Genomic DNA, 23,359 nt, shown 5'->3' on the forward strand with positions numbered 1-23,359 from the left:
GTAAGGATGCTGTGACAGTCAAGCTGTTCGGTTTCTGACGCAGGTGTGAGGCTTCCTCATGTTTGACACATCGTCAGATGCGGGCCAGCCGTTACGCTGAGGATCATGAAGCGTCTGTCTCAGGGAGCGGTCACCGTGTTTTTCGGCTTGATGGCCACGGGGTTGGCCCAGGCCGCCACGGCCCAACTGTCCAATTTGCCGCTCAGCGTGGAAACCAGCGACAGTCTGCTGACGCTGACCCCCGCCGCCATCCAGAAGATCTACCCGGTCCAGAGCCGCCCCGAAGCGGTCTTTCTGACCAACGACAAAAAAGTGACGATGGGTTTTGAGTGGCGTCAGGCCGCGCTCAAGCCGGGCGAGGTCAGCGGGCTGGTCAACCAGTTCCCCGCCGTCATCAAGGCGCAGGTGGCGGGCCTCAAGACGCTCACGCCCAAGCTGCTCACCATTCAGGGCACCCCCTGGGCGCAATTCATCTACACCCTGGCGGGCAAGAACGGCGACTTGCGCCGCGAGATGCTGGTCACCAGCGCCCAGGGCCGCATGCTGATCCTGAACGTGGATTCGTCGGTCAAGGATTACAGCACCAACGACATCGCTGTGCGGACCTTCGTCAACGGCATCAAGCTGTCGCAGTAGGGCTCAGATACGGGGCTAGGGCCGGGGCTGCCGCGAGGTGGCCCTTTGTGTTGCCGCCTGCGCCACGTTCTGCTTCCAACAAAACTTCAGGTCCAAACACCGCTTCCAAACATCAGCCGCTAGAATGCCCGGCATGCAGATTCGTCTCGACCCCTGGCCTGTGGACACCTTCGACGGCCAACTGACCCTCACGCCGTTTCAGGGCGAACTGATTGACGTGGAGACCCCCCGATGGGCGGCCATCGCGCCCCGGCCCATTCCCCAGCGCCTGACGCGGGTGTATGTCGTGGACGGCAAGCAGCGCATGGAGGCCCGGCTACACGTCACCGACGATGCCGGGCGAGAGGGGCACGCCGGATTCGGAGCGTACGTGGCGGGCGCGGTCGATCTGTGTCCGCACGGCTCGCGCCAGGCCGAACTGCTGAGTGTCCGGGCGCGGCGTGTGCTGGCCCACGCGCCCGATCTGGGGGTCAGTCCGCTGCGGCTCTCGCCCCGGCACCCGCAGACCGGTGAACTGAGTTACGCGCTCCTGGCGACCCAGCCGGGCGGCCACCCCAACGCGCCGCTTCAGGCCGTGCAGGGGGCCATGCTGGCGCACGAGCAGGAACTCTCGCACGGCCTGGCCTCCGCCGTGCCGTTCGACGACACCGACGACCGCGAGCACCTCACGGCGCTGACCATTCAGGACGGCACCCTCCGCTCCCAAAACCTCGGCGGCGCGGTGGTGGGCTGCGTCAAGACCATCCAGACGCTGTATCTGCCCACCGACCGGGCGCAACTGCTCTCCGAACTGCGGCCCGGCGAGCGCACCCCGATTCTGCATATGCGCTACGACAACAACCGCGTGGTGCGCTTCATCTGGTACGTGCGGCTGTGCCAGGCGGCCTTTTATCAGCACCCGATGTCCGGTGTGATGCGCCTGGAAATGTACGCGCCCGAGGACAGCGACTTTTTGCCGCCCATCGTCCGGCAGGTGGCCAACCTCAGCGGTGAGCTGCTGTGCAAGCTGGCCAGTCAGGCGCACAAGGACCCGCGCGCGCCGCAGAACCTTATTCCCACGGCGGCCCTGGAGCAGGCCATGGGCCGCGCGATGGGCAGCCTGGATCTGGTGACCCGCCGCATCCGCTCACACCTGGCCCGCGAACTGGGCGTGGTGTGAAGATGCAGAAAGCAAGACGGTATTTCCGGCAACCAGGGAGGGTCGTCTCCAGGCGGTCAGCCGCATGACCCAGAACCTCTCTCTCGGCGGCCCGCTGGCCCCTGACCTGCCCGAACGCATCGGCATGGTGCTGGGCACCGAGGACGCCACGCCCACCATCTTCTGGTTCGCGGTGTCGAGCGGTGCGAGTGTGCAACTCGACGATCTGGTGGTGGTCGAGACCCTCAAGCCCAACGGCCAGCCAGTCCACTTCTACGGGGCAGTCGACAATGTGCGCAAGCGCCACGAGGGCGTCACCTTCGAGTCGGACGTGGAGGACATCGTGGCCGGGGTGCTGCCCGCCTCGGTGAGTTACGCCGCCCGAGTCCTGGTCACCCGCGTGGACCCCGAGGATTTCATTCCGCCGCAGCCGGGCGACGTGGTGCGCCACGCGCGCGGCAAGGCGCTGGAGATGGCCCTCAGCGCCGACAAGATGGAGGAGGCCGCCTTCCCGGCGGGCTTGATTGCCGACGGGCAGGTGCTGCCACTCAACTTCCGCTTCATCAACGGCGAGTCCGGCGGCCACATCAACATTTCTGGCATTTCTGGGGTCGCCACCAAGACCAGCTACGCCCTATTCCTGTTGCACTCGATTTTCCGCAGCGGCGTGATGGACCGGGTGGCCCACAAGAGCGGTGGGCGGCAGGCCGGGTCGGCGGGCGGCAAGGCCATCATCTTCAACGTGAAGGGCGAGGACCTGCTGTTTCTGGACAAGCCCAACAGCAAGGTCGTGGACCGGGAAAACAAGGCCCGCCACACCAAGGGCCTGACCGCCGACCGCTACAGCCTCCTGGGGTTGCCGATGTCGCCGTTCCGGGACGTGCAATTTCTGGCTCCGCCGCGTGCCGCTGGCGTGGGAGGCGCCATCGTGCCACACGTGGACCAGCGCGCCGAGGGCGTGACCCCGTTCGTGTTCACGCTGCGCGAGTTCTGCCTGCGCCGGATGCTGCCCTACGTGTTTTCCGACGCGGCGGGCAGCCTCAACCTGGGTTTCGTCATCGGCAATATTGAGGAGAAGCTGGCCCGGCTGGCATCGGACGGTACGGGCGCGGCCCTGCTCGTTTCCGACTGGGACCCGGTGCAGTCCGAGGAGGTGCCCGACGACGTGCAGTTCGACGCGCTGGGCAAGGTCAGCCTGCAAACCTTTCCGCAGCTCATTTCTTACCTCGAATACAAGCTGCTCGAACAAAACGACGGCGAGGGCGATTCCAAATGGGTGCTCAAGCAGTCGCCCGGCACGCTGAGGGCCTTCGTGCGGCGGCTGCGCGGCGTGCAAAAGCACCTCACTCCACTGGTGCGCGGCGACCTCAGCCCGCAGCAGGCCGACAAGTACCGCCCCAACCTGATCAGCGGTGGCTTCCAGATGAGCGTCGTCGACATTCACAACCTCTCCGGCCCGGCCCAGATGTTTGTGGTGGGGGTGTTGCTGCGCGATCTGTTCGAATACAAGGAGAAAAACGGGCGGCAGGATACGGTGTTCGTGGTGCTCGACGAACTCAACAAATACGCGCCGCGCGACGATTCCAGCCCGATCAAGGATGTGCTGCTCGACATCGCCGAGCGGGGCCGCAGCCTGGGCATCATCCTGATCGGCGCACAGCAGACCGCCAGCGAGGTGGAGCGCCGGATCGTTTCCAACGCGGCCATCCGGGTGGTGGGCAGGCTCGATCTGGCCGAGGCCGAGCGCCCCGAATACCGCTTTTTGCCGCAGAGCTTTCGCGCCCGCGCGGGCATCTTGCAGCCCGGCACCATGCTGGTGTCGCAGCCAGACATTCCCAACCCGGTGCTGGTCAATTACCCGTTTCCGGCCTGGGCCACGCGCGGTGACGAGGTGGGGGAGAGCGGCAAACCTGTGATCGAGGAAGGCGAAGCGTGGCTGAACTGATGAACGGCTCCGGCACTCTTTGACAGGCTTTTGACAACTTGGCGGCTAGGCTGAGGGCAGGAGGAAGTCGACTATGCCCAGGGCGCAGGCTGGCGAGGGATTGACCGGAGCCGTCATCTTCATCACGGCGCAGATGCCCGGCGGTGTGGTCCTCGACACCCAGGGTCTGCGGCACGCGCCCATCAGCCGCGACGACCTGTTGGTGATTGAGGCGAATCTGCGGCTCTTTGAAGCCTCGCGCTCATCAAGGACCCGCTGGCCGCCCAGTACATGCGTCAGGCTGCCCAGGACCGACTGGGCCAACAGGCTGCCAAGCTGCTGGCAGACGAGCAGCCCCGCTGAGTGGCACGGTTTGAGCAGCACGTAAGCCCCGGGCCTGTCCTAGACTTCCCATATGGACCCTGCCGATGCCCAGCGCCTGATCGCCGCCGCCGTGGAGCCTGCCGAAGCCTGGGCCGACCTGGGAGCAGGCAGCGGCACCTTCGCGGCGGCGCTCTCGGCCCTGCTGGGGCCGGACGGCTCGGTGCTGGCCATCGACAGAGATATCCGTGCGCTGGGGCGCGTGCGGGGTGTGGCAGGCGGCGCAGCGGTGCGGACGCTCGGGGCCGACTTTACCGCCCTGCCGCTGATCCCCTTGCAAAACGGCCTGCTCCTGGCCAACGCGCTGCATTTCTTCAAGGATCAGCGCGCCACGCTCGAACGCTTGCGCGGCTTGCTGCGGCCACCAGGCAAGCTGGTCGTGCTGGAGTACGACCTTGAGCGCAGCTCCCTCTGGGTGCCTTACCCGCTCTCGTTCGCCAAGTTGCAAAAGCTCTGCGCCGAGTTGGACTGGCCCGCGCCGCGCAGGCTGGCCGATCAGCCCTCGCGTTGTCAGCGCTCCGGAATGTACTCGGCGCTGATCACGCCCCTGGCCTGAGCCGCCCGAGACCAAGCCGCCGAATGTTCAGGCCATTTTCGTGCGGCGACACCGCCTTTGATAATCCTTCGACGCCCGGTGGCGCTCACTGAGGCCAGGTCAGGCCCCCCTCCATTCCGTGGGCGACGACAGCAATCTGGTCAGCAAGCGGCAAGGCGGGGTGGCACTGCGGGTGTCCAAGGTGATCTGCTTTTATACCTGCGACTGAGCACGCTCGCGACTGAACAGCCCTCGGACTCGTCGACCCTCTCCGCGCTTCGGCCCATTTGCCCTCACCTTGCGCCGCTAAACTGCACCCTGTATGCCCACCCTGCCCGAACTGCGCGAAAAACTGAGGCGTCCGCTGGAACTCGAACGCCTGCGCGGCTATGAGAACAGAGCGGTGGCAGGCGGCCTGGAAAAGCTGCTGGGCGGCCCGATTGCCGGTCCCTTTCCGCAGGTGCGCGAAGCTTTGCGCGGCTACGACGACCTGAGCATTCCCGAGCGCGAGCAGGCGCTGAAGCAGGCGCTGGGCCTGCTACAAGATGGCCCGCCCAGAGCGGTGAGCGCTCCCAAGGTGGCCCGGCAGGACGCTCCGGTACCCGCTCTTCCGGCAGGTGCGGTGCTGATACCCGGGACGCCGCTCGCGCAACTCGACTGGGGACACGGCGGCCTGAAAAAACTCACCGGGCTGGGCCTTCAGACCATGCGCGACCTGCTGCACAACTATCCGCGCCGCCACGAGGACCGCCGCGCCCTGCCCTCGATTGCCGAGATCGAGGACGGCGCGCGGGCCACCGTCTCGGGCGTGATCGTCTCCAAGACCCGCCGCAGTCCGCGCCCCGGCATGCAGATTCTGGACGCGGTGCTGCAAACGGGGAGCGGCGAGCGCGTCAAGGCGACCTGGTTCAATCAGCCCTGGGTTGAGAAGAACCTGCGCGAGGGCGCGAAACTGATTCTGACCGGGCGGGTCAAGCGCTTCGGCAAGTCGGCCCAGCTCGGCGTGGAGCACATGGAGCTGCTTGAGAGTGGTGGCGCGGGCGGCAGCCTCAGCACCGGGCGAATCGTGGGCGTCTACGACAGCAAGGAGGGCGTCAGTCAGGATTTTTTGAGAAAGGCGGCCCAGACGGCCCTCTCACGCTACGACACGGGCGATTACCTGCCCGCCCACTGGCGCAAGCAGTGCGAGCTGACCGATCTCGCCGACGCCCTGAGCGGCATTCACTTTCCACACGATGAGGCGCACCTGGCGCGCGCCGATCACCGCCTGAGATTCGACGAGTACCTGTTTCTGGAACTGCGGATGCTGCTTCAGGGCGAGGACGCGGTGCTGCTGGGCAAGCGCTTTACCGCCACCGACCGCGACATGCAGGACTTCGAAGCGGGCCTGCCGTTCCGCTTCACCGGAGCGCAGCGCCGGGTGCTGCACGAGATCGCCGACGACATGCGCAGTGAGCGCCAGATGGCCCGGCTGGTGCAGGGCGACGTGGGCAGCGGCAAGACGGCGGTGGCCGCCTGCGCCCTCTACCTGGCGGTGCGCGACGGCTACCAGGGCGCGCTGATGGCCCCCACCGAGATTCTGGCGCGCCAGCACTTCGTCAACATGCAGAACTACCTCGCGCCGCTGGGCGTGCGGGTGGGCCTGCTGATCGGGGCACTGACCCCCAAGCAGAAGGCCGAGATGCAGGCGACGATTGCCAACGGTCTGATCGACGTGGTGGTGGGCACCCAGGCACTGATTCAGGAAAACGTGAGCTGGGCCAATCTGGGCCTAGCTGTCGTGGACGAGGAGCACCGCTTCGGCGTGGCCCAGCGCCGCAAGCTGCTGGCGGGCCGCCCCGACGTGCTGGTGATGTCGGCCACCCCGATTCCGCGCAGCCTGGCCCTGACCGCCTACGGCGACCTGGAACTCAGCATCATCGACGAGCTGCCGCCGGGCCGCACGCCGGTTGATACCAAACTCCTGCAAGATACCCACCGCACCCAGGCCTACGGCTTCGTCATGACCCAGATCCGCGAAGGGCGGCAGGCGTTTGTCGTCACGGCGCTGATCGAGGAGAGTGAGACCCTGGAACTGCTGGCCGCCACCCAGCTCGCCGACGATCTGCGGGTGATCTTGCCGGAAGCCCGTATTGACCTGCTCCACGGCAAGATGGCCGCCGCCGAGAAAGACGCCATCATGGAGCGCTTCCGCGAGCAGCAGTTCGACATTCTGGTGTCCACCACCGTTATCGAGGTCGGGGTGGACGTGCCCAACGCCTCGGTGATGGTGATCGAGAACGCCGAGCGATTCGGCCTCTCCCAGCTCCACCAGCTCAGGGGCCGGGTCGGGCGCGGCAGCGCCAAGAGCTACTGCGTGCTGGTGGCGGGTGAGCATTCCCAGAAAACCCGCAAGCGCCTCAAGATCATTGAGGGCAGCACCGACGGCTTCGTCATCGCCGAGGCCGACCTCAAGCTGCGCGGCCCCGGCGAGCTGCGCGGCACCCGTCAGAGCGGCATCCCCGACCTCAAGCTGGGCGATCTGGTCAGCGACGTGGCGATCATCGAGGCGGCCCGCGACCTCGCCAAGCACATTCTGGCGCACGACCCCACGCTCAAGCACCCGCGCCTGTCGGGGTTGCGCGAGGAGTTGCAGGCCCGCAGTAACCAGGTGGCCTACCGCGAGGTGATCTGAGTGAGGGTCCGCGCTGGGGTTGGTGTGGACTGGACGTTAAGGTCCGTTCATCCGACTGTGACAACCATGTGACGTTGTGTACGTAACATAGTTGTCACAGCGCACAATTTAAAAGCGGGCCGAGTGAAGTCCGCCGCGCAGCAGGAACCCTTCTTAAGCCTCAAGCCGGAAGTGGTTTCTTCTTTTTGGCTCCCGTCACTCAAGAGTTGGCCGAGAACCGATGCTGAGGACAATCTCCGGAACCTGCCTGCCGCTTCACGCACCTGACCCAGCTGTCTCATCTGGCCGCGCTCTCCTGAGCCATGACCGTTTCTCCGCTGAACCCAGCCCGGCTGGGCCTGCTCTTTGCCCTGAGTCTTGCTCTGGGGGCCTGCGCCTACGTGCGCGGCCCCAATACCGCTGCGCCGGAGCTTGGCCTGACGCTGCCCGCCGGATTTCACGCCGAGGTCTACGCTTCGGGCTTCAAGAAGCCGCGCCTGATGGCGACCTCTGCCAATGGCGACGTGTTCGTCAGCGACTTGGACGCCGGGCAGGTGGACGTGTTGCTCGACCGCAACGGGGACGGCACACTCGATGCCAAGCAGGTGTTTGCCAGCGGCCTCAACGAGCCGCACGGCTTGGCCTTTCACAAGGGCTTTCTCTACGTGGCCGACACCGACGCGGTGGTGAGATTTCCCTACGCGGCGGGCGATACGGCGGCCAGTGCCGCGCCCGAGAAGCTCGTCGATCTGCCGGTCAAGGGCAAGCACTACTCGCGCACGGTGGTCTTCGGGCCGGATGACAAGATGTATGTGGCGGCGGGCAGCGACTGCAACGCCTGTGAGGAGACGGACCCCAAGCGGGCCGCCGTGTGGGTCTACGATGAGAACGGCCAGCAGGGTCGGCCCTACGCTACCGGCCTCAGGAATGCGGTGGGGCTGGCCTGGCAGGGCGGTACCTTCTACGCCAGCGCCAACGGGCGCGACCTGCTCGGCAACGACACCCCGCCCGAATCGTTTTTCAAGCTGCAAGACGGTGCGAATTACGGCTGGCCCTACTGCTACCCGCTGGCCGCCGGGGCCAAGCAGACCTGGGACCAGGAGTTCGGCAAGAAGGATCAGGCCTACTGTGACGCGGCCCAGCCGTCGTTCGCCACCACCACCGCCCACGCCGCGCCGCTGGGCATCGCCTTCTACACGCCTGCCCAGGGCGCGGCCAGGGCATTTCCCGCCAAATACGACGGGCTGATGTTCGCGGCGCTGCACGGCTCCTGGAACCGGCTGCCGCAGTCGGGTTACAAGGTCATCACCGTTAATCCGCAGACCGGCGAAACCCAGGACTTCCTGAGCGGCTTTCACAGTGGCCTGAGCACCTCCGGGCGTCCGGTAGACGTGCATGCGGCCCCCGACGGCTCGCTGCTGCTGACCGACGACGGCAATGGGCTGATCTACCGCATCTCGTACAGCCAGTAACGTCAGGCGGGCAGATCCCTGTATGAGGAGTGGTGTGCCCAGCGGCCAAGCGTCGTCATCGGCGTCGTTCCGGATAAGAAGGTGAGTCCTTTCACGATGAGGCTGCTGCTGTGCTCAGGAGGCGGGCAGCGACCAGCGCATGGTGAATACGTCGGCCAGCTTCGGCGCACTGATGGGGCGCAGCGCGGCGCGCATCAGCGCTTCGCGGGCCGGAACGAGTAACGGGGTCAACGGGCGGCCCAGCCACATGTTGATTTCGGCCTGCCGCGCCGCCCGGCGGGCCGAGCGCAGCCGGGCCGCACTGAACTGTTCAAGCGGGCGCGTGTCGAAGGGCTGACCCTGCACCGCCTGCTCCAGCAGCGGCGCGAGGGCGGCGGCGTCGAGCCAGCCGAGGTTCATGCCCTGCCCGCCGATGGGGCTGACCTCGTGGGCAGCGTCCCCGATCAGCACGGCGCGGCCCCGCAGCATCGTCTGCGCGGCGTGCCTGCGGGTCTCGAAGGCGCTGAGCATGCTGCATTCCTGGGCAGGTACGTGCAGGCCGGTGCGCTCGGCTAGGAGGGTGCTCAGGTCGGCGGCGCTGGCAGTCAGGCGCAGCGACGGCGTGTAGGCCACCCAGCGCCGCCGTTGACCCGGCAACGGAAACGACTCGACGATGCCGCCGGAGTCCAGCTGCAGTACGGCCCGCGACCCGTAGGCGGTGGTATCGGGAAAGTCTCCCATCAGGTAAGTGTCGGGGTAGGTGCGGCCCCGGAAGGCGACGCCCAGCAGCGAGCGGATCAGGCTTCTGCGACCGTCGGCCCCGACCACGAAACGGGCCTGCAAGGTCGTCTCGGCTTCGCCTTCCAGTGCCCTGACGGTGACACGTTCATTCGTCTGGGTCAGGCTCTGCACGACCACGCTGCGCCGGAGCGAGTGTGGGGCCAGTTCACTCAGCCGAGCCTCCAGAAGTTTCTCGGTGTCGTGCTGCGGCAGCACCAACACAAACGGATAACGCGGTGAGACGCCCGCGAAATCCAGTTCCCCAACCACACCGCCCGGCCCGCGCAGCACGCCGCTGCGCACCGGAACGCCTGCCTGCACCGCCGCTTGCGCCGCGCCGACGCGCTCGAACAATTCCAGCGCGGGTGGGTGCAGCCCTACTGCCCGCGAGTGGGAGCTGGTAGCTGTGCGGCGCTCCAGCACCTGAAAACTGAGGCCACGCTGGGCCAGCAGGCACCCCAGAAACAGACCCACCGGACCGCCACCCACGATCAGGACGTCAAGCATGCGGGCGCTGTTCTGAGGCGCGGTAGATCAGCAGGTGGCGAAACGGCACCAGCGAGTTGACCCACCAGCCGGGCGGCGCGAGGGCAGCGAGTTCGGGCTGACTGAAGCTGCGGCGAATCGAGAGCAGCCCGTCATCGTGAATAAATGACCCACGAAACAGCGGCAAGGTGCCCAGCCCGAACAGCGCGTAGGCCAGGGCGCTGCGCCCAATGTCGTTGTGGATGACCGTGCCGACGCACAGCCGCTGGCAGTCGGCCAGCAGAACGCTGAGCTCGGCGGCGCTGAGGTGATGCAGCAGATGGTTGGACGTGATGAAGTCGAACACCTGCCCCTCACGCACCAGATCGCCGCTCATGGCCTGCCGAAAGTGCAGCTGCCGCGCCGCGCCGCTGGGCAAGCGCCGCGCCGATGCGTAGCGAATCGCACGCGCGTCGGCGTCGATGGCGGTGATCCCCAGCCGCAACCCGTCACGGGCCGCCCACTGCGAGAGCCGGATCGGTACGTCGCCGCCGCCGCAGCCGATATCGAGCAGGGTGCTGGGGCGGGTGGCCGAGAGCTGCGGACGAATGCGCTGCACATACACGCTGCGCCAGCCCGACAGCACGTCGTTGACCAGGCCGAAATGGTGGTAGGTGCGCTCCAGCTGCACGGGGTCGCAGTCTGGGTCGTCCATCTTTTCCTGCGCGCCGATCAGGCGCTGGCCGAACCCCAGCATCAATGCCGTCCGGCAGCCAGTTGCAGCTCACCGGAGTGCTGTGCTGGGCTTGCCTGGGCAGCAGGCACCGGGCAATGGGTCATCAGACCAGTTTCGACCGTCAGGCCGGGGCCGAAGGCCATCGCACAGACGCGCTCGCCGTCAGTAGCATTTTCCAGCAAGTCCTTGAGGATAAACAGCACGGTGGCGCTACTCATGTTGCCGTAGGAACGCAGCACTTCCCGCGAGGGGGCCAGCTGCTCGTCACTGAGGTCCAGACTGGTCTGCACCTTGTCGAGAATGCTGCGCCCTCCGGGATGGATGGCCCAGCGCTCAATCTGGCGGTGCGGCGCGGCGGCCAGCTGCGGCTCACTGTTTAGCAGCGGCGTCAGCGCGCCCACGATGTGGGCCTCAATGATGTCGGGCACGTAGGTGCTGAGCACCATCTCGAAACCCTCGTCGCCGATCTTCCAGGCCATGTCGGCCTCGCCCACGCCCACCGGGGTCAGGGTGGTCTCGAAGGCGTCGAGCCGCAGGGTGTGGGCGCTGCCCAGCGAGGGCCGGGCGCTGACGATGGCCGCTCCCGCGCCGTCGGCAAAGAGGCTGGAGGCGATCAGGGTGTCGGGGTCGTTGTTGACCCGCATGTGAATCGAGCACAGCTCGGCGGCGATGACCAGCACCACCGCGCCCGCATCGGCCTCACAAAACGCCTTGGCCATCTTCAGCGCCGGGAACGCTGCGTAGCAGCCCATGAAGCCGACGTGAAAGCGCTGCGTCTGCGCCGAGAGGCCCAGCGAGCGCACCACGTCGTAGTCGGGTCCCGGCGCATAAAAGCCGGTACACGACACGGTGATGACGTGGGTGATGTCGCTGGCCTTCAGATCCGGGCAGCTGGCCATCGCCCGCCGCCCGGCCTCGGTAAACAGCTTGGGCGCGGCCTCGGCGTAGAAGTTATTACGGACCCCGGTGCTGGAGAACAAGAGCTGGCGCGTGACCGGGTCGTAGAAGGTGCCCACCCCGTCCTCGGGAGCGCGGCGCAGCTCGTCGATGCTGCTGTGGCGCTGGTCAATCGCCGAGGCGTTGTATATCATGCTGACGAGCCGCTGCGAGAGGCGCTCGAGTTGCGGCTGCGCCTTGACCATGTCGCGCAGCTCGCTCTGGAGATAGACCGTCTCGGGAACGGCAGTGGCAATCGAGTGTGCGTAAACCGGCATAGCGCAGGATAAACACCCGTCCTGACTGCAACTATCAACTTTGGTGCAATTTCTTTGGGCTGGTCTTTATCTGCTGATGACCTGCGAAATGATGGGCTGCTGAGTCGCCGCCGAGGCCGTACCATGTTCGGCATGACCACTTCTGAACCCAGCCGCTCCACGAACACTCCGACTCCATCCAGCTTGGGGCAGCTGCAGGGCAAGACGGTGCTGGTGACCGGCGCGACCGGCGGCATTGGCAAGGCCACCGCCGCCAACCTGATCCGGCAGGGAGCCGAGGTGTGGATCGTGGGGCGCAATCCCGAAAAAACCGCTGCGGTGCAGCAGGAGATCGGCGCGGCGGGCCACCTGCTGGCCGACCTGAGCCTGCGCGGTGAGGCCGACCGCATGGCCCGTGAGTTCGCCGGGCGGGTCGGCAAGCTCGACGTGCTCGTCAACAACGCCGGGGCCATCTACAACCAGCGTCAGGAAAGCCGTGAGGGCATCGAGCTGACCTGGGCGCTCAATCACTTGGCCTACTTCATCGTGACCCGTGAGCTGCTGCCGCTGCTGCGCGACAGCCGGGGTCGCGTCGTCAGCGTGGCAAGCGCCGCGCACGCCTTCGGCAAGATGCGCTGGAACGATCCCGAGTTCAAGACCGGCTACAGCGCCTGGGCCGCTTACGGGCAGAGCAAGCTCGCCAATATTCTGTTTACCAGCGAACTGGCCTACCGCGAGCGGGCCAGCGGCGTCACCGCCAATGCCCTGCACCCCGGCGTGGTGGCCTCGGGCTTCAACCAGAACAACAGCGGTCTGGTGTCGCGCCTCTCCAGCCTGGCCGCGCCGCTGAGCCTCACCGACGAGAAGGGTGCGCAGACCAGCATTCATCTGGCGTCCAGCCCGGAAGTGGAGGGGCAGTCGGGCCTGTACTTCGCCAAGTCGCGGGTGACCCAGCCTGCCGCCCAGGCGCTCGACGACGCGGCGGGCAAGCGGCTGTGGGCGCTGACGGAGAGCTACCTGTAAGGCGGAATAAAGCATGGGGCCGGGAGCGCTCTCCGTGCGCCCGGCCCCATGCTGTTTGCCCGGTTCACTCGGAGTTGTCGATCACCACCGTGAAGGTCTTGGTGACGGTTTTCCCGGCGGGCACGTCCACCCGCAACTCGGCCACGTTCTGGTTGGCCTGCATCTTGCCGTCGATGCTGACCTTGCGTCCGCCGACCTGCTCGCTGATCTCGGCGCGCACCTGGCGGTCCTTGCTGCTGGTGAAGGTATAGGTCACCTTGTAGCTGCCGCCGTTCTTGGTGGTGCCCAGCGTCTGCACGCTGCGGGTGTAGCGGATGTCGGGGTCGCGGCCCAGGCTGAACTCCACGGCCTCGCCCTTGGCCGTCTCCTCGATGGTGGTCTGTCCGGCGATGCGTTCGTCCTCGCGCACGGTGAGCTGGCCGCCCGGCAGGTTCTGGTCGGCTTTCAGGCGGTACGAGCGGTTCAGGGTGCCGTCACTCTTCTGGGTGTTGAAGTAGGTTGTGAGGCTGGCGTAGCGCTCGAAGCTGCTGAGCTTGGGCGTCAGGAACGGCAGGGTGTAGGTGCTGTTGGCAGGCAGGGTGAAGGCCGAGTCGAGGCCGTAGCGGTACAGGCCGTTGACGGTGCCGAGCGTGCCGACCTTGGGAGCCGAGATGGGGGCGGGGGCCGCCATCGCGTCTGCGGCGCGCGACTCGTACAGTACGGGGCGGTTGTTCTGAATGTCCACCTGTCCGGCAAACAGCTCGGTGGCCGTGACGCTGTAGACCTGATCGGAGCTGTTGCGGATGTCGGCCAGCGCCGAGAGCGAGGCCACGCTGCCCGAGGTCTGCAGGGTGTAGCGTGGCGTCCAGCCCAGGGCGCTCGTCAGGTAGCTCAGCGTCCCCTTGCCCGGCTTGGTGAGGCTATAGATCAAGCTCTGGCCGGGCTGCTGGGCATTCAGTGGTGGCAGCACCGGGAAGCTGAGTTGGCTGTAGCTGACATTGCGGTATTGGCCGAGAGCATCCTTGATCAGCAGATCGGCGGCGCGAATCAGGGTCACGGTCTGGGTCTTGTTATCCTCGCGCAGCGTCACGGGTTTGCCTTCCAGGCCGGTCAGCCAGCTCATGCCGCGCATCTGCACCGCCTGCGTGTAACTCAGGCCCTCCAGGTCGATGGTGCCGGGAATCAGGTTCTGCCAGGCGCTGTCGGGCAGATCGACCTGGTAGGTGTTGCCGCTGGCGGTAATAGGCGTGCGGACCTCGCCGAAGTTCTGGTAGATGCGCAGATCGGTGGCGTGGGCGCTGGCGGCCAGGGCCAGGGCAGCGGCGAGACTCAGGGTTCGGGCAGCAGTGTCTGAGGAGATGAAAGGCATAACCGTACTCTGAGGCACGTTTGCTGACCTGGCGTGAGAGAAGCTGACGCGCCGCTCAGGTGGGTCTTCAGGCCAGCGCCCAGGCCAGGTCCGCCTGAAAATCACGGCTCCCTGCGCCGTCGATGACGTAGCCGCGCGAACTGTGGCGCAGCAGCGCGCCGTGCGGAAGGGCAAGCTGAAACTGCTGCGGAACCTTGCCGCTGCGGTAGCGCACCGCCTCACCGGCCGAGAGTGAGCCGCAGCTGACAAGGTGGCTGAGCACCCGCGAGAACGAAGCCGGGCTGATGAGGTGGTTCATGGTGCATGTCTCCTTCATGGAGAGTATGAACCTCCTCAGCCCACAATTTTCTTGCAGGTCTAGCCGCAAGGGCGGCCCTCTCGACGCCAGTCCAGTCAGCCGATCAAGCGCTCGGCCAGGTCCGGCAGCAGGGCGTAGATGTTGCCTCCACAGGCCGTGTCGAAGTCGGCCTTGAGCGTCAGCACGGCCCGCCACTTGTCGGGCGTGCGCGTGTTGAAGCCGTAGCGCAGCGCCACGTCCACGAGCCGCTCCTGCACGGTGCAAAAGCCGCTCGCCAGGGCCAGGGTGTCGCAGAGTTGCAGCAGGCGGTCTTCCTCAGTCATCTCGGCGGCGGCCAGCAGATTGCCCAGCCGTGCCCATTCCTGCGCGGTGCCGTCCCACTGGCCCTGCAAGGTGGCGAGGTCGGGCACCACGAACGAATGGGTTAGGGCGATGCGCGCCGCGTCCGGGTAGCCGAGCGCCAGCAGAGCATCGTGCCCGTCCAAAATGTGCCGGTCCTGGTTAGGGCCGGTCTGCCGTCCGAGGTCGTGGAGCAGGCCCAGCACGAAGGCCCGCTGGGGGTCGAGGGTGGGGTGCCGCTCGGCGATGAGCCGGGCCGCCTGCGCCACGAAGCGCGAGTGGGCCACCCAGCCGCCGGCATTACGATGTTCGGCGGCCTGCAGCAGCGCCTCGGCCTGCTTCAGACTCGGGAGTAGCCCTTCAGATTCCATTTTCAGATACCACGTCAGGCGGCGGGTGGTGGGGGCTGCTGGGTGCCGCTGTCGGCCAGTTCGATCAGCCAGCCCATCAGTTGGACCAGGGCCAGCGCCATGCCGGGCAAGCCCGCCAGCATCATGATCCAGCCGCTGATGCTCTGATTTTGCAGCGAGGTCAGGTTCCACAGGCACAAAGCACTGACGTACGGCGTATACAAAACGGTGGGGCTGTAGAGCCAGGTGGCCGCCACCGCCATCATCGGCAGCCCGCTGAGCAGCCCGAACCAGCCCCGGTTGCCCAGGCTGCCGCCCTGAATGCTCGGCAAAGGCCGCAGGATGACCGACCAGACCAGCAGCCCGCCCAGCAGGTACAGCGCCGGAAGCAGCGCGCCCGCCGTGTTGGTCACGATGCTGGCGTTGAAGCCCGCCGGGATGTTCCAGAAGATGATGATGGCAAACCACAGCGCTAGCGCCACCCAGGGATCGAGCAGCACGCTGAGCAGCCGCCCGGCAGGTGAGCGGCGCGAAAGCTTGAGATGGTGTGGCAAGCCCAGCACTACCAGCGGCGGCACCAGTTCGGCCAGCAGCATTAGGCGGCCCATGTAGAGGGCCATGCTGTTGAGGGTCAGCGTGATGGCCTGACTCTGGGTCACGACGATAGTGACGACCAGCCCCAGCCCGAACAGCACCGTCCGCCAGATCGGCCAGACGCCCGGCTGCGTCCGGCGGCTGCGCGCGAAGGCCACGAAGTACCACGCGCCCACCGCCAGGATCGCCGTCCATATCAGCGGGTCGAAGCGCAGCGCCAGCAGTTCGGCCCAGCTGGGATTGAGCTGGCCGGGGTTGAGATCGTTCACTGGCAAGCTCACCGCATCACCTCCTGCAAGTCGGCCTGGAGGCGGCCAAGCTGCGGCAACTGGGTGTAGTCCCAGATCAGGCGAATCTTGCTGTCCTGGTCGATCAGATAGGTGGCGGTGGTGTGGTTGATCTGGTAATCGTTCGGCCCCTTAATGTCGGCCTTGCTGTAGCCCGCGCCGTAACTGAGTGCTACCTTTTTCAGCTCGGGTTCGGGAATGTTGACGCCGGTGGCCGTGCCGAAGAAGCTGAGGTAGGCTTTGAGCTGCTTAGGCGCGTCGCGTTGCGGATCGACGCTGACGAGCACCACCTGAAAGTCGTGGCGCTCGGCGGCGGGCAGGCGCTCGCGCAGCTTGTTCAGGTAAGTCAGGCTCAGCGGGCAGATGTTGGGGCAGTGGGTGAAGCCGAAAAACAGTGCGGTGGTCTTGCCGTTGGGGGCAAAGGTATAGGCGGCGTTGTTCTGGTCGGTGCCGGAAAAGGTGGGGGCCGTGATCGGCGGCGTGTAGGCGGTACCAAAAAAGGGAAACGGCGTCTTGAGCCGGGCGTAGAGCCACACTCCGCCGAGCAGCAGCGCCACGGCAACCAGGGCGAAGATGAGTGAGACATACCAAGGGCGGCCCAGTGCCGGGCCAGCGGCTGCGGACGAATCAGCGTCGGACGGCTGACCCGTGTCGGCACGTTCAAGCTCGGTCATCTGAGGGCCTCGGAAACCCGAGTGAAAGGACACAAACAACACAACTGCATTCGGCAACACCTCCGTTGCTCGTGGGGCCTGTCGCTGAGCGCCTGGGGAGAACTCCATTGTGCACGCCCGCGCGCGGCGCTTTGTCCCCTGTGGGCTTACCGGCTCTCAGGGAAGCGGTTCCACTGCGCCTGCGCCGGTGCGTTAGACTGACCGCAATGCACAAACCGACCATTCAGGATGTGGCGCGGCTGGCGGGCGTCGGTGTCGGAACCGTGTCACGGGTTCTCAACAATCATGCCGCCGTGCGTGACAGCACCCGGCAGACCGTGCTGAGCGCCATCCGCGACCTGGAATACGTGCCCAACCCCCACGCCCGGCGCATTGCGGGCGGCAAGTCGTACACCATCAGTATTCTGCTGCCGGTCATCACCACCGAGTTCTATGTGCGGCTCCTCGACGGCCTGGAATCGGCTTTTCAGGAGGCCCGCTACGACGTGGCGATTTTTCCCTTGCTCGACCGCTCGCGCCTGGAGCGCTACCTGGGCAGCCACACCCTGGCCTACCAAGCCGACGGACTGGTGATGGCCACCTATAACCTGACCCAGCTGTTCAGCGAAAATCGCCTGCGCGAGCAGCAGCCGATGGTGCTGGTGGACGCCTACGCTGAGGGCGTGGACTGCGCCCGGATGGACAACCACCTCGGCGGGCGGATGGCTGGGCAGTTCGTGGCCCAGCAGCCGGGGCATAGCTACGCCGTCTGGGTCGAGACCGAACTCGATCAGATCTTCACCTCGCGGGTCTTCGAGGAGCGCAGCGCGGGGTTTCATGCGGCGATGGCCGAGGCGGGCCGCACGGTCAGCGGCGAATTCATCAGCTCATTTGATGCCCACGCCGCGCGCACGGTGGCCGGACAGGTGCTCGACGCCGCTCAGTTTCCGGCGACGGTCTTCGCCTCTGCCGATCTGCTGGCTGGAGCGCTGCTCGACGAAGCCCAGGCACGCGGTCTGGCGGTGGGAAGCCACCTCAAGGTGCTGGGGTTCGACGACCAGCCCTGGGCGGCGGCGCGCGGCCTGAGCACCCTGCACCAGCCGGTCGAGGCGATGGCTTACGAGGCCGCCACCTTGCTGCTCTCGCGCCTCTCGGGGCACCGGGGACCGCCGCGCGTGCGCACCTTCGAGCCGAGGCTGGTGCTGCGCTCCAGCACCGGGCACGCATGATCAGGGATGCTGCCGCCGCCGATTTCCCGGCCATTCTCGCCGTCATCAACGACGCCGCTGAGGCCTACCGGGGCATCATCCCGGCAGACCGCTGGCACGAGCCGTACATGGGCGAGTCGGAGCTGGCCAGGCAGCTGGCGGCGGGCGTGCGCTTCCGCTGCTTTGTCGAAGACAGCACGGTCGTCGGCGTGATGGGCATTCAGGACCGGGGCGAGGTACAGCTGATCCGCCACGCCTACGTCCGCACCGAGCACCGCAGCCGGGGCATCGGGGCCTTGCTGCTCGCGGACCTGATCGCCGGTACGGACAAGCCCATTCTGATCGGCACCTGGCAGGCCGCCACCTGGGCCATCCGGTTTTATCAGAAGCACGGCTTCAGGCTGGTCTCAGACGAGGAGAAGACCCCACTCCTCAAGAAGTTCTGGGTCATCCCCGAGCGGCAGATCGAGACGTCAGTGGTGCTGGCCGATCGGCGCTACCGCCCTGAGCTGGCCCAACAGGAAGGCGGGCCACCCCCAAGGGAGTGACCCGCTACTGATTCGCGCTCCGTCTCAGCCTGGTCCGCGCTCGTAAACCGCCTGCCAGGGCTTGTAGATGGTTTCCACCTTGTCGCTGCGCACGCCGGACGCGTCCTTGATGGTGCGGGTGATGTAGAGGTCGTAGCCGTTGGCGGCCCAGTCGACCTGCTTGCTCGCGCCGCGCGGCAAGTTGGGGTTGAAGACGAATTTGGCAGCCGGGTGCGGGGTGCTGCTGAGGATGGTGGCCGGTGAAACACTCACTCGGCGGCTTTGCGGCACGCCCCAGATTTGCACTTCCAAGGTGCTCCTAGCGTCGTTGTTGACGGTGCGGATCAGCACCGGGCCGCCAGTATCGTTTTTCATCTTGAGATCGACGCCGGGGTCGTACACCGCCGCCTCGAAGCCCACCTGCGGCTCGTAGTAGCCGACCCGGTAGGAGTGCTGGTTGCGCTCCACGACCGGCATGCCCGACTGATACAGCGCCCGGAAGGTGGTGGTGGAGACCTGACAGACCCCGCCGCCGAGGCCGTCTACCGTGCGCCCGCCGCTGATGATCAGCCCGCCGACGAAGCCGTTGTCCTCGCTGATGCTGCCCAGGGTGTTGAGGAAGCTGAAGGTGCCGCCTGCCGGAACGACCGCGCCGTCGATCTTGGCTGCCGCGTTGGCGACGTTGGTGCGCCGGGCGGGGCTGGAGTGGTAGTAGGTGCTGACGCCGGTGGTGATCAGGGTCAGTGTGTTGGGGTCGGGCAGCGCCGCCACCGTGATGGTCGGCTTGGCCACCTTGCCGGGCAGGCTCAGCGTCTTGACGCTGGGGTCGAGCACAGCCTGACTCAGGAGTTTCATGGCCGCCGTCTGGTCAATGATCAACCCCGGCTCTTCCTTGACGCGCACCAGCTTGCTGCCCTGGCGCTCGTAGCGGGCGTTCTGGGCCGGGTTGTCGAGGTAGCCGCTGAGGGTCTTCAAGCTGCGCTGCATGGCTGCCTTGTCGAGTTCGAGGCCGCCGGGGCGCACCCAGAACAGATTGGCGACCTGCAGGGGGCTCAGCACGCCGCTGCGCTGGCTTTTTCCGAGTTCCACCGTCAGCGGGCGCAGCAGGGCGTTGCCCTTGTCCACCTGAGTTTTTAACTTGGCGGCGCTGTCGGGTGAGGTCCAGGTGGTCAGGCTCAGGTTCAGTTCGCGCTGCGACGGATCGGCGGCGAACGCCTGGGCTGCGGCGTCCACGTCCACCTTCTGGCCCGGCACGTCTGGCGTCAGGGCGTAGCGGGTCTTGTCGAAAAAGATCTTGCCGCTTTTCGGCGCGGTGTTGAGATCGGCACTCAGGGCGGCCAGGGCCTGACTGGCCACCGCCGGGTCCACGCTGACCTTGAGCGGATAGTGCTGGGCGCTGCGCTGTCCGGCCAGATCCTGCACCTTTTCGATCAGGTTGCGCTGGTCGGCGTCGCTGAAGGCAGCGGCCACACTGCCGTTGACATCGGCGCTGTAGCCGAGCTTGCCCGCGTCCAGCGTCCAGCTTCTGGCGCTGACCTTGGGTGCGGCTGCGGTGGGCGTGGTGACTGGAGCGGTTGTGGCCGGGCTGACGGCTTTCAGGTCGGCTGCTGCCAGGCTCACCCGGATGATCGGCGGCTTGAGGGCGGCCTGCACTTTCGCGGCCACCTCGAGCTGATTCAGGCCGCCCACGTCCACGCCGCCCACCTGCGTCTGGGCAGGCAAGCGGCCCTCGTTGACCGCAACGCCGAGCGCCAGCGCGCCGCCGAGAATGGCGATGGCCGAGCCGCCGATGATCCATGCTTTGACATTGCTCATAGTGTTCTCAACTTCTTCTCCGTCGCGGAGAACGCCGTGCGGTCCACCGAAAGACAGCGCGTCAGGGGAAGGCAGGACACTCGAAAAGTTTCAGGGAGGAGGGGTGGATAACCGATTGTCTGGTTTGTCCGTGCGCAGGCGAGGTCCGCCTCTCGCCTCGAGTGAGCACCTTGCTCATGGTACTTCAAAAGCAAGAAACTGCCCTTCATGCTCGGTCTCCCGGCCAGGGTCGCTGGGTTCATCCCGGAACGCTGCTGGCCCGCCTGCTACTATGGCCCGGTGACCGCTGCTGCCCCCGTTCCTGTGCTGAGCGCCCACGAAATCACCCAGCGCTACGGCGAGACGACGGTGCTGCACGGCGTGAGCCTGGACGTGGCGCGCGGCGAGGTGGTGGCCGTGACCGGGCCTTCCGGCAGCGGCAAGAGCACCCTGCTGCACCTGCTCGGTGGCCTGGGCCAGCCCAGCAGCGGGGCCATTTTCTGGGAGGGCAGGCGGGTCGATCAGCTCAGCATCGAGGCCAGGGCCAGGTTGAGGGTGCGGGCGCTGGGGCTGGTCTTTCAGCACCATTACCTGCTGCCCGACCTGAGCGTGCTGGGCAACCTGCTGGTGCCGGGCCTGATTCTGGGTGAGGACCTGACCGAGCGGGCCGAGGCACTGCTGACCCAGGTGGGTCTCGGCGGGCGCGGCGCGGCGTACCCGGACGTCCTCAGCGGTGGCGAGCGCCAGCGCTTGGCGGTGGCCCGCGCCCTGATGGCCCGCCCCGCTGCCCTGCTGGCCGACGAACCCACCGGCAGCCTGGACCGGGCCAACGCCGACCGGGTGGCCCGGCTGATGATCAACCTGGCGCGCGAGTACGGCTCGGGCGTGCTGCTGGTGACACATGACGAGACGCTGGCCGCGCTGGCTGACCGGCAGATCCATCTGCTCGATGGACGAACAGCGCGGCCGCAGACGGCCCAGGCCTTGACCACCGCGCCCTGAGTCCGCTGGCCGCGAGGAACGTGAAGCCGGGGAGCAGAAAAAAGCAGAACAGACCGAGCGCCTTCCCAGCCCAGTCCGTCCTCGCCCTACAGCCTGCGGTCAGCGAACGGCGCTGATGGTGACGGTGCGCGCGCCCCACTGGTACGCCTGGGCGCGGCTGCCCATCCAGATGTCGATGGTGTTGGCCAGCCGCACGTTCATGGTGTCCTCGACGATGAAGACCCGGCCACTCAGCAGTCCGGCGCTGTCGCGCAACGTGACGCGGCTGCCGTAGGGAAAAACCCGCAGCAGGTCGCGGCTCAGGGCGATGACGCCGGGACGGACCCGCGTGCCGGTGGCGGTGATAAAGGGACTGTTGTCGGTCTGGCCCACGTCGCTGCTGTAGGCGGTAGCGCGGACCACCCGGCTGACCCCGCCGAGAATGGCAACGCGGCGCGGCGCGACCGGAGACTGGCTGGCCCGGGCCTGTGCCTGCGCGGCCTTGACCTGGGCCGCTCTGGTCTGCGCAGCCTTGAGTTGCGCTGCCCTGGCCTGCGCGAAAGCGACTTGAGCCGCCTTGAGTTGCGCGGCTTTCTTCTGGGCGACCTGAAGCTGAGCTGCCTTGAGCTGCGCGGCCTTCGCCTGAGCTGCCCTGGCCTGGGTGGCCTGCTGCGGGTGGGGCTGTTGTGGCGCTGCCTGCGGGGCTGTCGGTCGCTGGGAGCTCCGCGCCTGGACTGCCTGGACGGGAGCAGCCACAGGGGCCACGGCCTTCGCTACTACAGGTACTGGGGCCGGGGTGGTGGCCGCCAAGGCCGCCTGCCCGATCAGAGCAGAGTCGGGCAGTTGCGGCAGCGCGGCGAGGTTCACCGGCGCTGGGCTGCTGGGCACGGCCTTGGCAGGCAAGGTTCGGACGGGGACGGCACTGGCAGGCGCGCTGGCTGAAGCGGAAGCGGCCACCGGTTCGCTGCTCCCCCACAGCGGGGCCTGGGCATGCAGCAGCAGGGCGGCGCGGGCGAGTTGCTGGGTCAGGCTGCTGCCCAGATTGAGCGGCGCGCCGCCGCTGGCCTGCGTGGGAGCTTGCCGGGTCGGCGAGCTGGGAGCGACCTGTGCGCTTTGCGCGGCCCCGAATCCTGTAAAACCAAGCGCCAGAGCGCCCACCAGATGCATCGTTTTCAGCACATCACTCCTTCGGTTTTCTTCGCGGAGCCCATTTTCTCGAATCTGGCCCGGCGAACATTTAGGGTTCACAAATCAGTCCAAAGCTGGTTCTGAGTGTGATCGGACACCGTCAGCTTGAGAGCAAACGTCGGTCTGTACAAAGCGGCCGGCACGTATGGCCCGACCGCAGCACCTAGAGGCTAGAGAGGCTGTATGTGCCTCATCTAAGAAAATTTGCCGTTAGGTCTCATAAAAATTACTTGTCTTGACTGATCCCCTTCGGGAAGGCAGGCCAGTGCATCCCGCAGAGATGAGAGCAACGTCAAAGACGCTGGACTTTTTCTCATGAAAAAATGGCGGCACCAACGTAGAAAAGATAAGGTCAGTTCAGCGAACGGTGGTGATGCGGACGGTACGCACCCCCCATCTCAGCGCTTGGGCGCGGCTGCCCATCCAGATGTCGATGGTGTTGGCCAGCCGCACATTCATGGTGTCCTCGACAATGAAGACCCGGCCATTGAGTAGCCCGGCGCTGTCGTGCAGCGTGACGCGCGTGCCGTAGGGAAAGATTCTCAGCAGATCGCGGCTCAGGGCAATGACGCCGGGACGGACCCGTGTGCCGGTGGCGGTGATGAAGGGACTGTCGTCGGTCTGGCCGACCTCGCTGTTGTAGGCGGTGGCCCGCACGGTCCGGCTCGCCCCCGCCGCTCGCCCCACCGCCAGTTCGCTGACTGTGTCGTCAGTCGGCAGAGCGTCTTGCACCGCTTGCTGTGTCAGGGCACCGATTGGCAACTGTGGCAGGGGAGGCAGGCCCTGGGCCAGACCACCCAGACTCAGCAGCACCACGCCGCTCAATCCAGCCAGCATTGATCGGCACCGCTTCGGCTTGGTTGACAAACGAGTAAAA

Annotated in this window: 22 protein-coding genes; 11 read left to right on the plus strand and 11 right to left on the minus strand. The window is 66.4% G+C overall.

Annotated elements, in window-relative coordinates; translation table 11 throughout:
- Positions 1 to 105: 105 nt before the first annotated feature.
- The 7 genes from GUI70_RS12770 (at position 106) to GUI70_RS12800 (ending at position 8,739) form a co-directional block, all read left to right on the plus strand.
- Positions 106 to 636, plus strand: a complete 531-nt coding sequence (locus GUI70_RS12770) for a hypothetical protein (RefSeq protein ID WP_237724884.1) — start codon at positions 106 to 108, stop codon at positions 634 to 636.
- A 133-nt stretch (positions 637 to 769) separates the two neighbouring features.
- On the plus strand, positions 770 to 1,795 hold the full coding sequence (locus tag GUI70_RS12775) for a DNA double-strand break repair nuclease NurA (protein ID WP_161882693.1): 1,026 nt from the start codon (positions 770 to 772) through the stop codon (positions 1,793 to 1,795).
- Positions 1,796 to 1,859: 64 nt separating this feature from the next.
- Positions 1,860 to 3,719, plus strand: a complete 1,860-nt coding sequence (locus tag GUI70_RS12780; protein WP_237724885.1) for an ATP-binding protein — start codon at positions 1,860 to 1,862, stop codon at positions 3,717 to 3,719.
- Between the two features lie 73 nt (positions 3,720 to 3,792).
- Positions 3,793 to 4,086, plus strand: a complete 294-nt coding sequence (locus GUI70_RS12785) for a hypothetical protein (RefSeq protein ID WP_161882694.1) — start codon at positions 3,793 to 3,795, stop codon at positions 4,084 to 4,086.
- Between the two features lie 27 nt (positions 4,087 to 4,113).
- Complete coding sequence (locus GUI70_RS12790; protein WP_161882695.1) at positions 4,114 to 4,635, plus strand: class I SAM-dependent methyltransferase; 522 nt, start codon at positions 4,114 to 4,116, stop codon at positions 4,633 to 4,635.
- A 301-nt stretch (positions 4,636 to 4,936) separates the two neighbouring features.
- Positions 4,937 to 7,288, plus strand: a complete 2,352-nt coding sequence (recG, locus tag GUI70_RS12795; RefSeq protein ID WP_161882696.1) for an ATP-dependent DNA helicase RecG — start codon at positions 4,937 to 4,939, stop codon at positions 7,286 to 7,288.
- A 302-nt stretch (positions 7,289 to 7,590) separates the two neighbouring features.
- Entirely contained in the window at positions 7,591 to 8,739 is a 1,149-nt protein-coding gene (locus GUI70_RS12800; protein WP_161882697.1) for a PQQ-dependent sugar dehydrogenase, read from the plus strand.
- A gap of 114 nt (positions 8,740 to 8,853) precedes the next feature.
- Here the strand turns inward: GUI70_RS12800 and GUI70_RS12805 are convergent, their stop codons facing one another.
- From GUI70_RS12805 to GUI70_RS12815, 3 genes are read right to left on the minus strand one after another with little or no spacing between them, the layout of a single operon-like run.
- A complete protein-coding gene (locus tag GUI70_RS12805; protein ID WP_161882698.1) occupies positions 8,854 to 10,005 on the minus strand; it encodes an FAD-dependent oxidoreductase in 1,152 nt (383 codons plus the stop codon).
- Complete coding sequence (locus GUI70_RS12810; protein WP_161882699.1) at positions 9,998 to 10,720, minus strand: class I SAM-dependent methyltransferase; 723 nt, start codon at positions 10,718 to 10,720, stop codon at positions 9,998 to 10,000. Before GUI70_RS12810 ends, GUI70_RS12805 begins: the two co-directional genes overlap by 8 nt.
- Entirely contained in the window at positions 10,720 to 11,913 is a 1,194-nt protein-coding gene (locus GUI70_RS12815; protein WP_161882700.1) for a type III polyketide synthase, read from the minus strand. The genes GUI70_RS12810 and GUI70_RS12815 overlap by 1 nt, the downstream gene beginning before the upstream one ends.
- A 132-nt stretch (positions 11,914 to 12,045) precedes the next feature.
- Between GUI70_RS12815 and GUI70_RS12820 the strand changes: the two genes are divergently transcribed.
- Entirely contained in the window at positions 12,046 to 12,915 is an 870-nt protein-coding gene (locus tag GUI70_RS12820) for an SDR family oxidoreductase (protein WP_161882701.1), read from the plus strand.
- 64 nt (positions 12,916 to 12,979) lie between these two features.
- Here the strand turns inward: GUI70_RS12820 and GUI70_RS12825 are convergent, their stop codons facing one another.
- The 5 genes from GUI70_RS12825 to GUI70_RS12845 form a co-directional block, all read right to left on the minus strand.
- Positions 12,980 to 14,263 (minus strand): DUF4139 domain-containing protein, encoded by a 1,284-nt coding sequence (locus tag GUI70_RS12825; RefSeq protein WP_161882702.1) that lies wholly within the window; start codon positions 14,261 to 14,263, stop codon positions 12,980 to 12,982.
- 67 nt (positions 14,264 to 14,330) lie between these two features.
- Positions 14,331 to 14,561, minus strand: coding sequence for a hypothetical protein (locus GUI70_RS12830; protein ID WP_161882703.1), 231 nt, complete (start codon positions 14,559 to 14,561; stop codon positions 14,331 to 14,333).
- 95 nt (positions 14,562 to 14,656) lie between these two features.
- On the minus strand, positions 14,657 to 15,271 hold the full coding sequence (locus GUI70_RS12835) for an HD domain-containing protein (RefSeq protein WP_161882704.1): 615 nt from the start codon (positions 15,269 to 15,271) through the stop codon (positions 14,657 to 14,659).
- Positions 15,272 to 15,285: 14 nt separating this feature from the next.
- On the minus strand, positions 15,286 to 16,125 hold the full coding sequence (locus tag GUI70_RS12840; RefSeq protein WP_237724886.1) for a cytochrome c oxidase assembly protein: 840 nt from the start codon (positions 16,123 to 16,125) through the stop codon (positions 15,286 to 15,288).
- Positions 16,122 to 16,805, minus strand: a complete 684-nt coding sequence (locus GUI70_RS12845) for an SCO family protein (RefSeq protein ID WP_161882705.1) — start codon at positions 16,803 to 16,805, stop codon at positions 16,122 to 16,124. Before GUI70_RS12845 ends, GUI70_RS12840 begins: the two co-directional genes overlap by 4 nt.
- Positions 16,806 to 17,011: 206 nt before the next feature.
- On the opposite strand from GUI70_RS12845, the gene GUI70_RS12850 reads away from it, so the two are divergent.
- Together GUI70_RS12850 and GUI70_RS12855 are read left to right on the plus strand one after the other, a co-directional pair.
- Positions 17,012 to 18,013, plus strand: coding sequence for a LacI family DNA-binding transcriptional regulator (locus GUI70_RS12850; RefSeq protein ID WP_161882706.1), 1,002 nt, complete (start codon positions 17,012 to 17,014; stop codon positions 18,011 to 18,013).
- A complete protein-coding gene (locus GUI70_RS12855; RefSeq protein WP_161882707.1) occupies positions 18,010 to 18,540 on the plus strand; it encodes a GNAT family N-acetyltransferase in 531 nt (176 codons plus the stop codon). The genes GUI70_RS12850 and GUI70_RS12855 overlap by 4 nt, the downstream gene beginning before the upstream one ends.
- Before the next feature lie 24 nt (positions 18,541 to 18,564).
- Here GUI70_RS12855 and GUI70_RS12860 read toward each other — a convergent pair whose 3' ends face one another.
- Positions 18,565 to 20,334, minus strand: coding sequence for a VanW family protein (locus GUI70_RS12860; RefSeq protein ID WP_161882708.1), 1,770 nt, complete (start codon positions 20,332 to 20,334; stop codon positions 18,565 to 18,567).
- Positions 20,335 to 20,613: 279 nt separating this feature from the next.
- On the opposite strand from GUI70_RS12860, the gene GUI70_RS12865 reads away from it, so the two are divergent.
- Entirely contained in the window at positions 20,614 to 21,315 is a 702-nt protein-coding gene (locus GUI70_RS12865; protein WP_237724887.1) for an ABC transporter ATP-binding protein, read from the plus strand.
- Between the two features lie 99 nt (positions 21,316 to 21,414).
- On the opposite strand, the gene GUI70_RS24355 is transcribed toward GUI70_RS12865, so the two are convergent.
- Complete coding sequence (locus GUI70_RS24355) at positions 21,415 to 22,473, minus strand: RlpA-like double-psi beta-barrel domain-containing protein (protein WP_237724888.1); 1,059 nt, start codon at positions 22,471 to 22,473, stop codon at positions 21,415 to 21,417.
- Positions 22,474 to 22,839: 366 nt separating this feature from the next.
- The gene (locus tag GUI70_RS12875) at positions 22,840 to 23,319 is read right to left on the minus strand and encodes an RlpA-like double-psi beta-barrel domain-containing protein (protein ID WP_237724889.1); all 480 of its coding nucleotides are present in this window, start codon (positions 23,317 to 23,319) and stop codon (positions 22,840 to 22,842) included.
- Positions 23,320 to 23,359: the final 40 nt, after the last annotated feature.

It is taken from the genome of Deinococcus alpinitundrae, from assembly GCF_009982895.1.
GTDB lineage: Bacteria > Deinococcota > Deinococci > Deinococcales > Deinococcaceae > Deinococcus > Deinococcus alpinitundrae.

Excerpts from the sequence above, each read along its gene's own strand:
- GUI70_RS12780 (WP_237724885.1), top strand. The coding sequence starts at position 1,860 with ATGACCCAGAACCTCTCTCTCGGCGGCCCGCTGGCCCCTGACCTGCCC.
- GUI70_RS12835 (WP_161882704.1), bottom strand. The coding sequence starts at position 15,271 with ATGGAATCTGAAGGGCTACTCCCGAGTCTGAAGCAGGCCGAGGCGCTG.
- GUI70_RS12820 (WP_161882701.1), top strand. The coding sequence starts at position 12,046 with ATGACCACTTCTGAACCCAGCCGCTCCACGAACACTCCGACTCCATCC.
- GUI70_RS12775 (WP_161882693.1), top strand. The coding sequence starts at position 770 with ATGCAGATTCGTCTCGACCCCTGGCCTGTGGACACCTTCGACGGCCAA.
- recG (WP_161882696.1), top strand. The coding sequence starts at position 4,937 with ATGCCCACCCTGCCCGAACTGCGCGAAAAACTGAGGCGTCCGCTGGAA.
- GUI70_RS12790 (WP_161882695.1), top strand. The coding sequence starts at position 4,114 with ATGGACCCTGCCGATGCCCAGCGCCTGATCGCCGCCGCCGTGGAGCCT.
- GUI70_RS12815 (WP_161882700.1), bottom strand. The coding sequence starts at position 11,913 with ATGCCGGTTTACGCACACTCGATTGCCACTGCCGTTCCCGAGACGGTC.
- GUI70_RS12785 (WP_161882694.1), top strand. The coding sequence starts at position 3,793 with ATGCCCAGGGCGCAGGCTGGCGAGGGATTGACCGGAGCCGTCATCTTC.
- GUI70_RS12855 (WP_161882707.1), top strand. The coding sequence starts at position 18,010 with ATGATCAGGGATGCTGCCGCCGCCGATTTCCCGGCCATTCTCGCCGTC.
- GUI70_RS12845 (WP_161882705.1), bottom strand. The coding sequence starts at position 16,805 with ATGACCGAGCTTGAACGTGCCGACACGGGTCAGCCGTCCGACGCTGAT.
- GUI70_RS12860 (WP_161882708.1), bottom strand. The coding sequence starts at position 20,334 with ATGAGCAATGTCAAAGCATGGATCATCGGCGGCTCGGCCATCGCCATT.
- GUI70_RS12850 (WP_161882706.1), top strand. The coding sequence starts at position 17,012 with ATGCACAAACCGACCATTCAGGATGTGGCGCGGCTGGCGGGCGTCGGT.
- GUI70_RS12810 (WP_161882699.1), bottom strand. The coding sequence starts at position 10,720 with ATGCTGGGGTTCGGCCAGCGCCTGATCGGCGCGCAGGAAAAGATGGAC.
- GUI70_RS12805 (WP_161882698.1), bottom strand. The coding sequence starts at position 10,005 with ATGCTTGACGTCCTGATCGTGGGTGGCGGTCCGGTGGGTCTGTTTCTG.
- GUI70_RS12770 (WP_237724884.1), top strand. The coding sequence starts at position 106 with ATGAAGCGTCTGTCTCAGGGAGCGGTCACCGTGTTTTTCGGCTTGATG.
- GUI70_RS12825 (WP_161882702.1), bottom strand. The coding sequence starts at position 14,263 with ATGCCTTTCATCTCCTCAGACACTGCTGCCCGAACCCTGAGTCTCGCC.
- GUI70_RS12875 (WP_237724889.1), bottom strand. The coding sequence starts at position 23,319 with ATGCTGGCTGGATTGAGCGGCGTGGTGCTGCTGAGTCTGGGTGGTCTG.
- GUI70_RS12830 (WP_161882703.1), bottom strand. The coding sequence starts at position 14,561 with ATGAACCACCTCATCAGCCCGGCTTCGTTCTCGCGGGTGCTCAGCCAC.
- GUI70_RS12800 (WP_161882697.1), top strand. The coding sequence starts at position 7,591 with ATGACCGTTTCTCCGCTGAACCCAGCCCGGCTGGGCCTGCTCTTTGCC.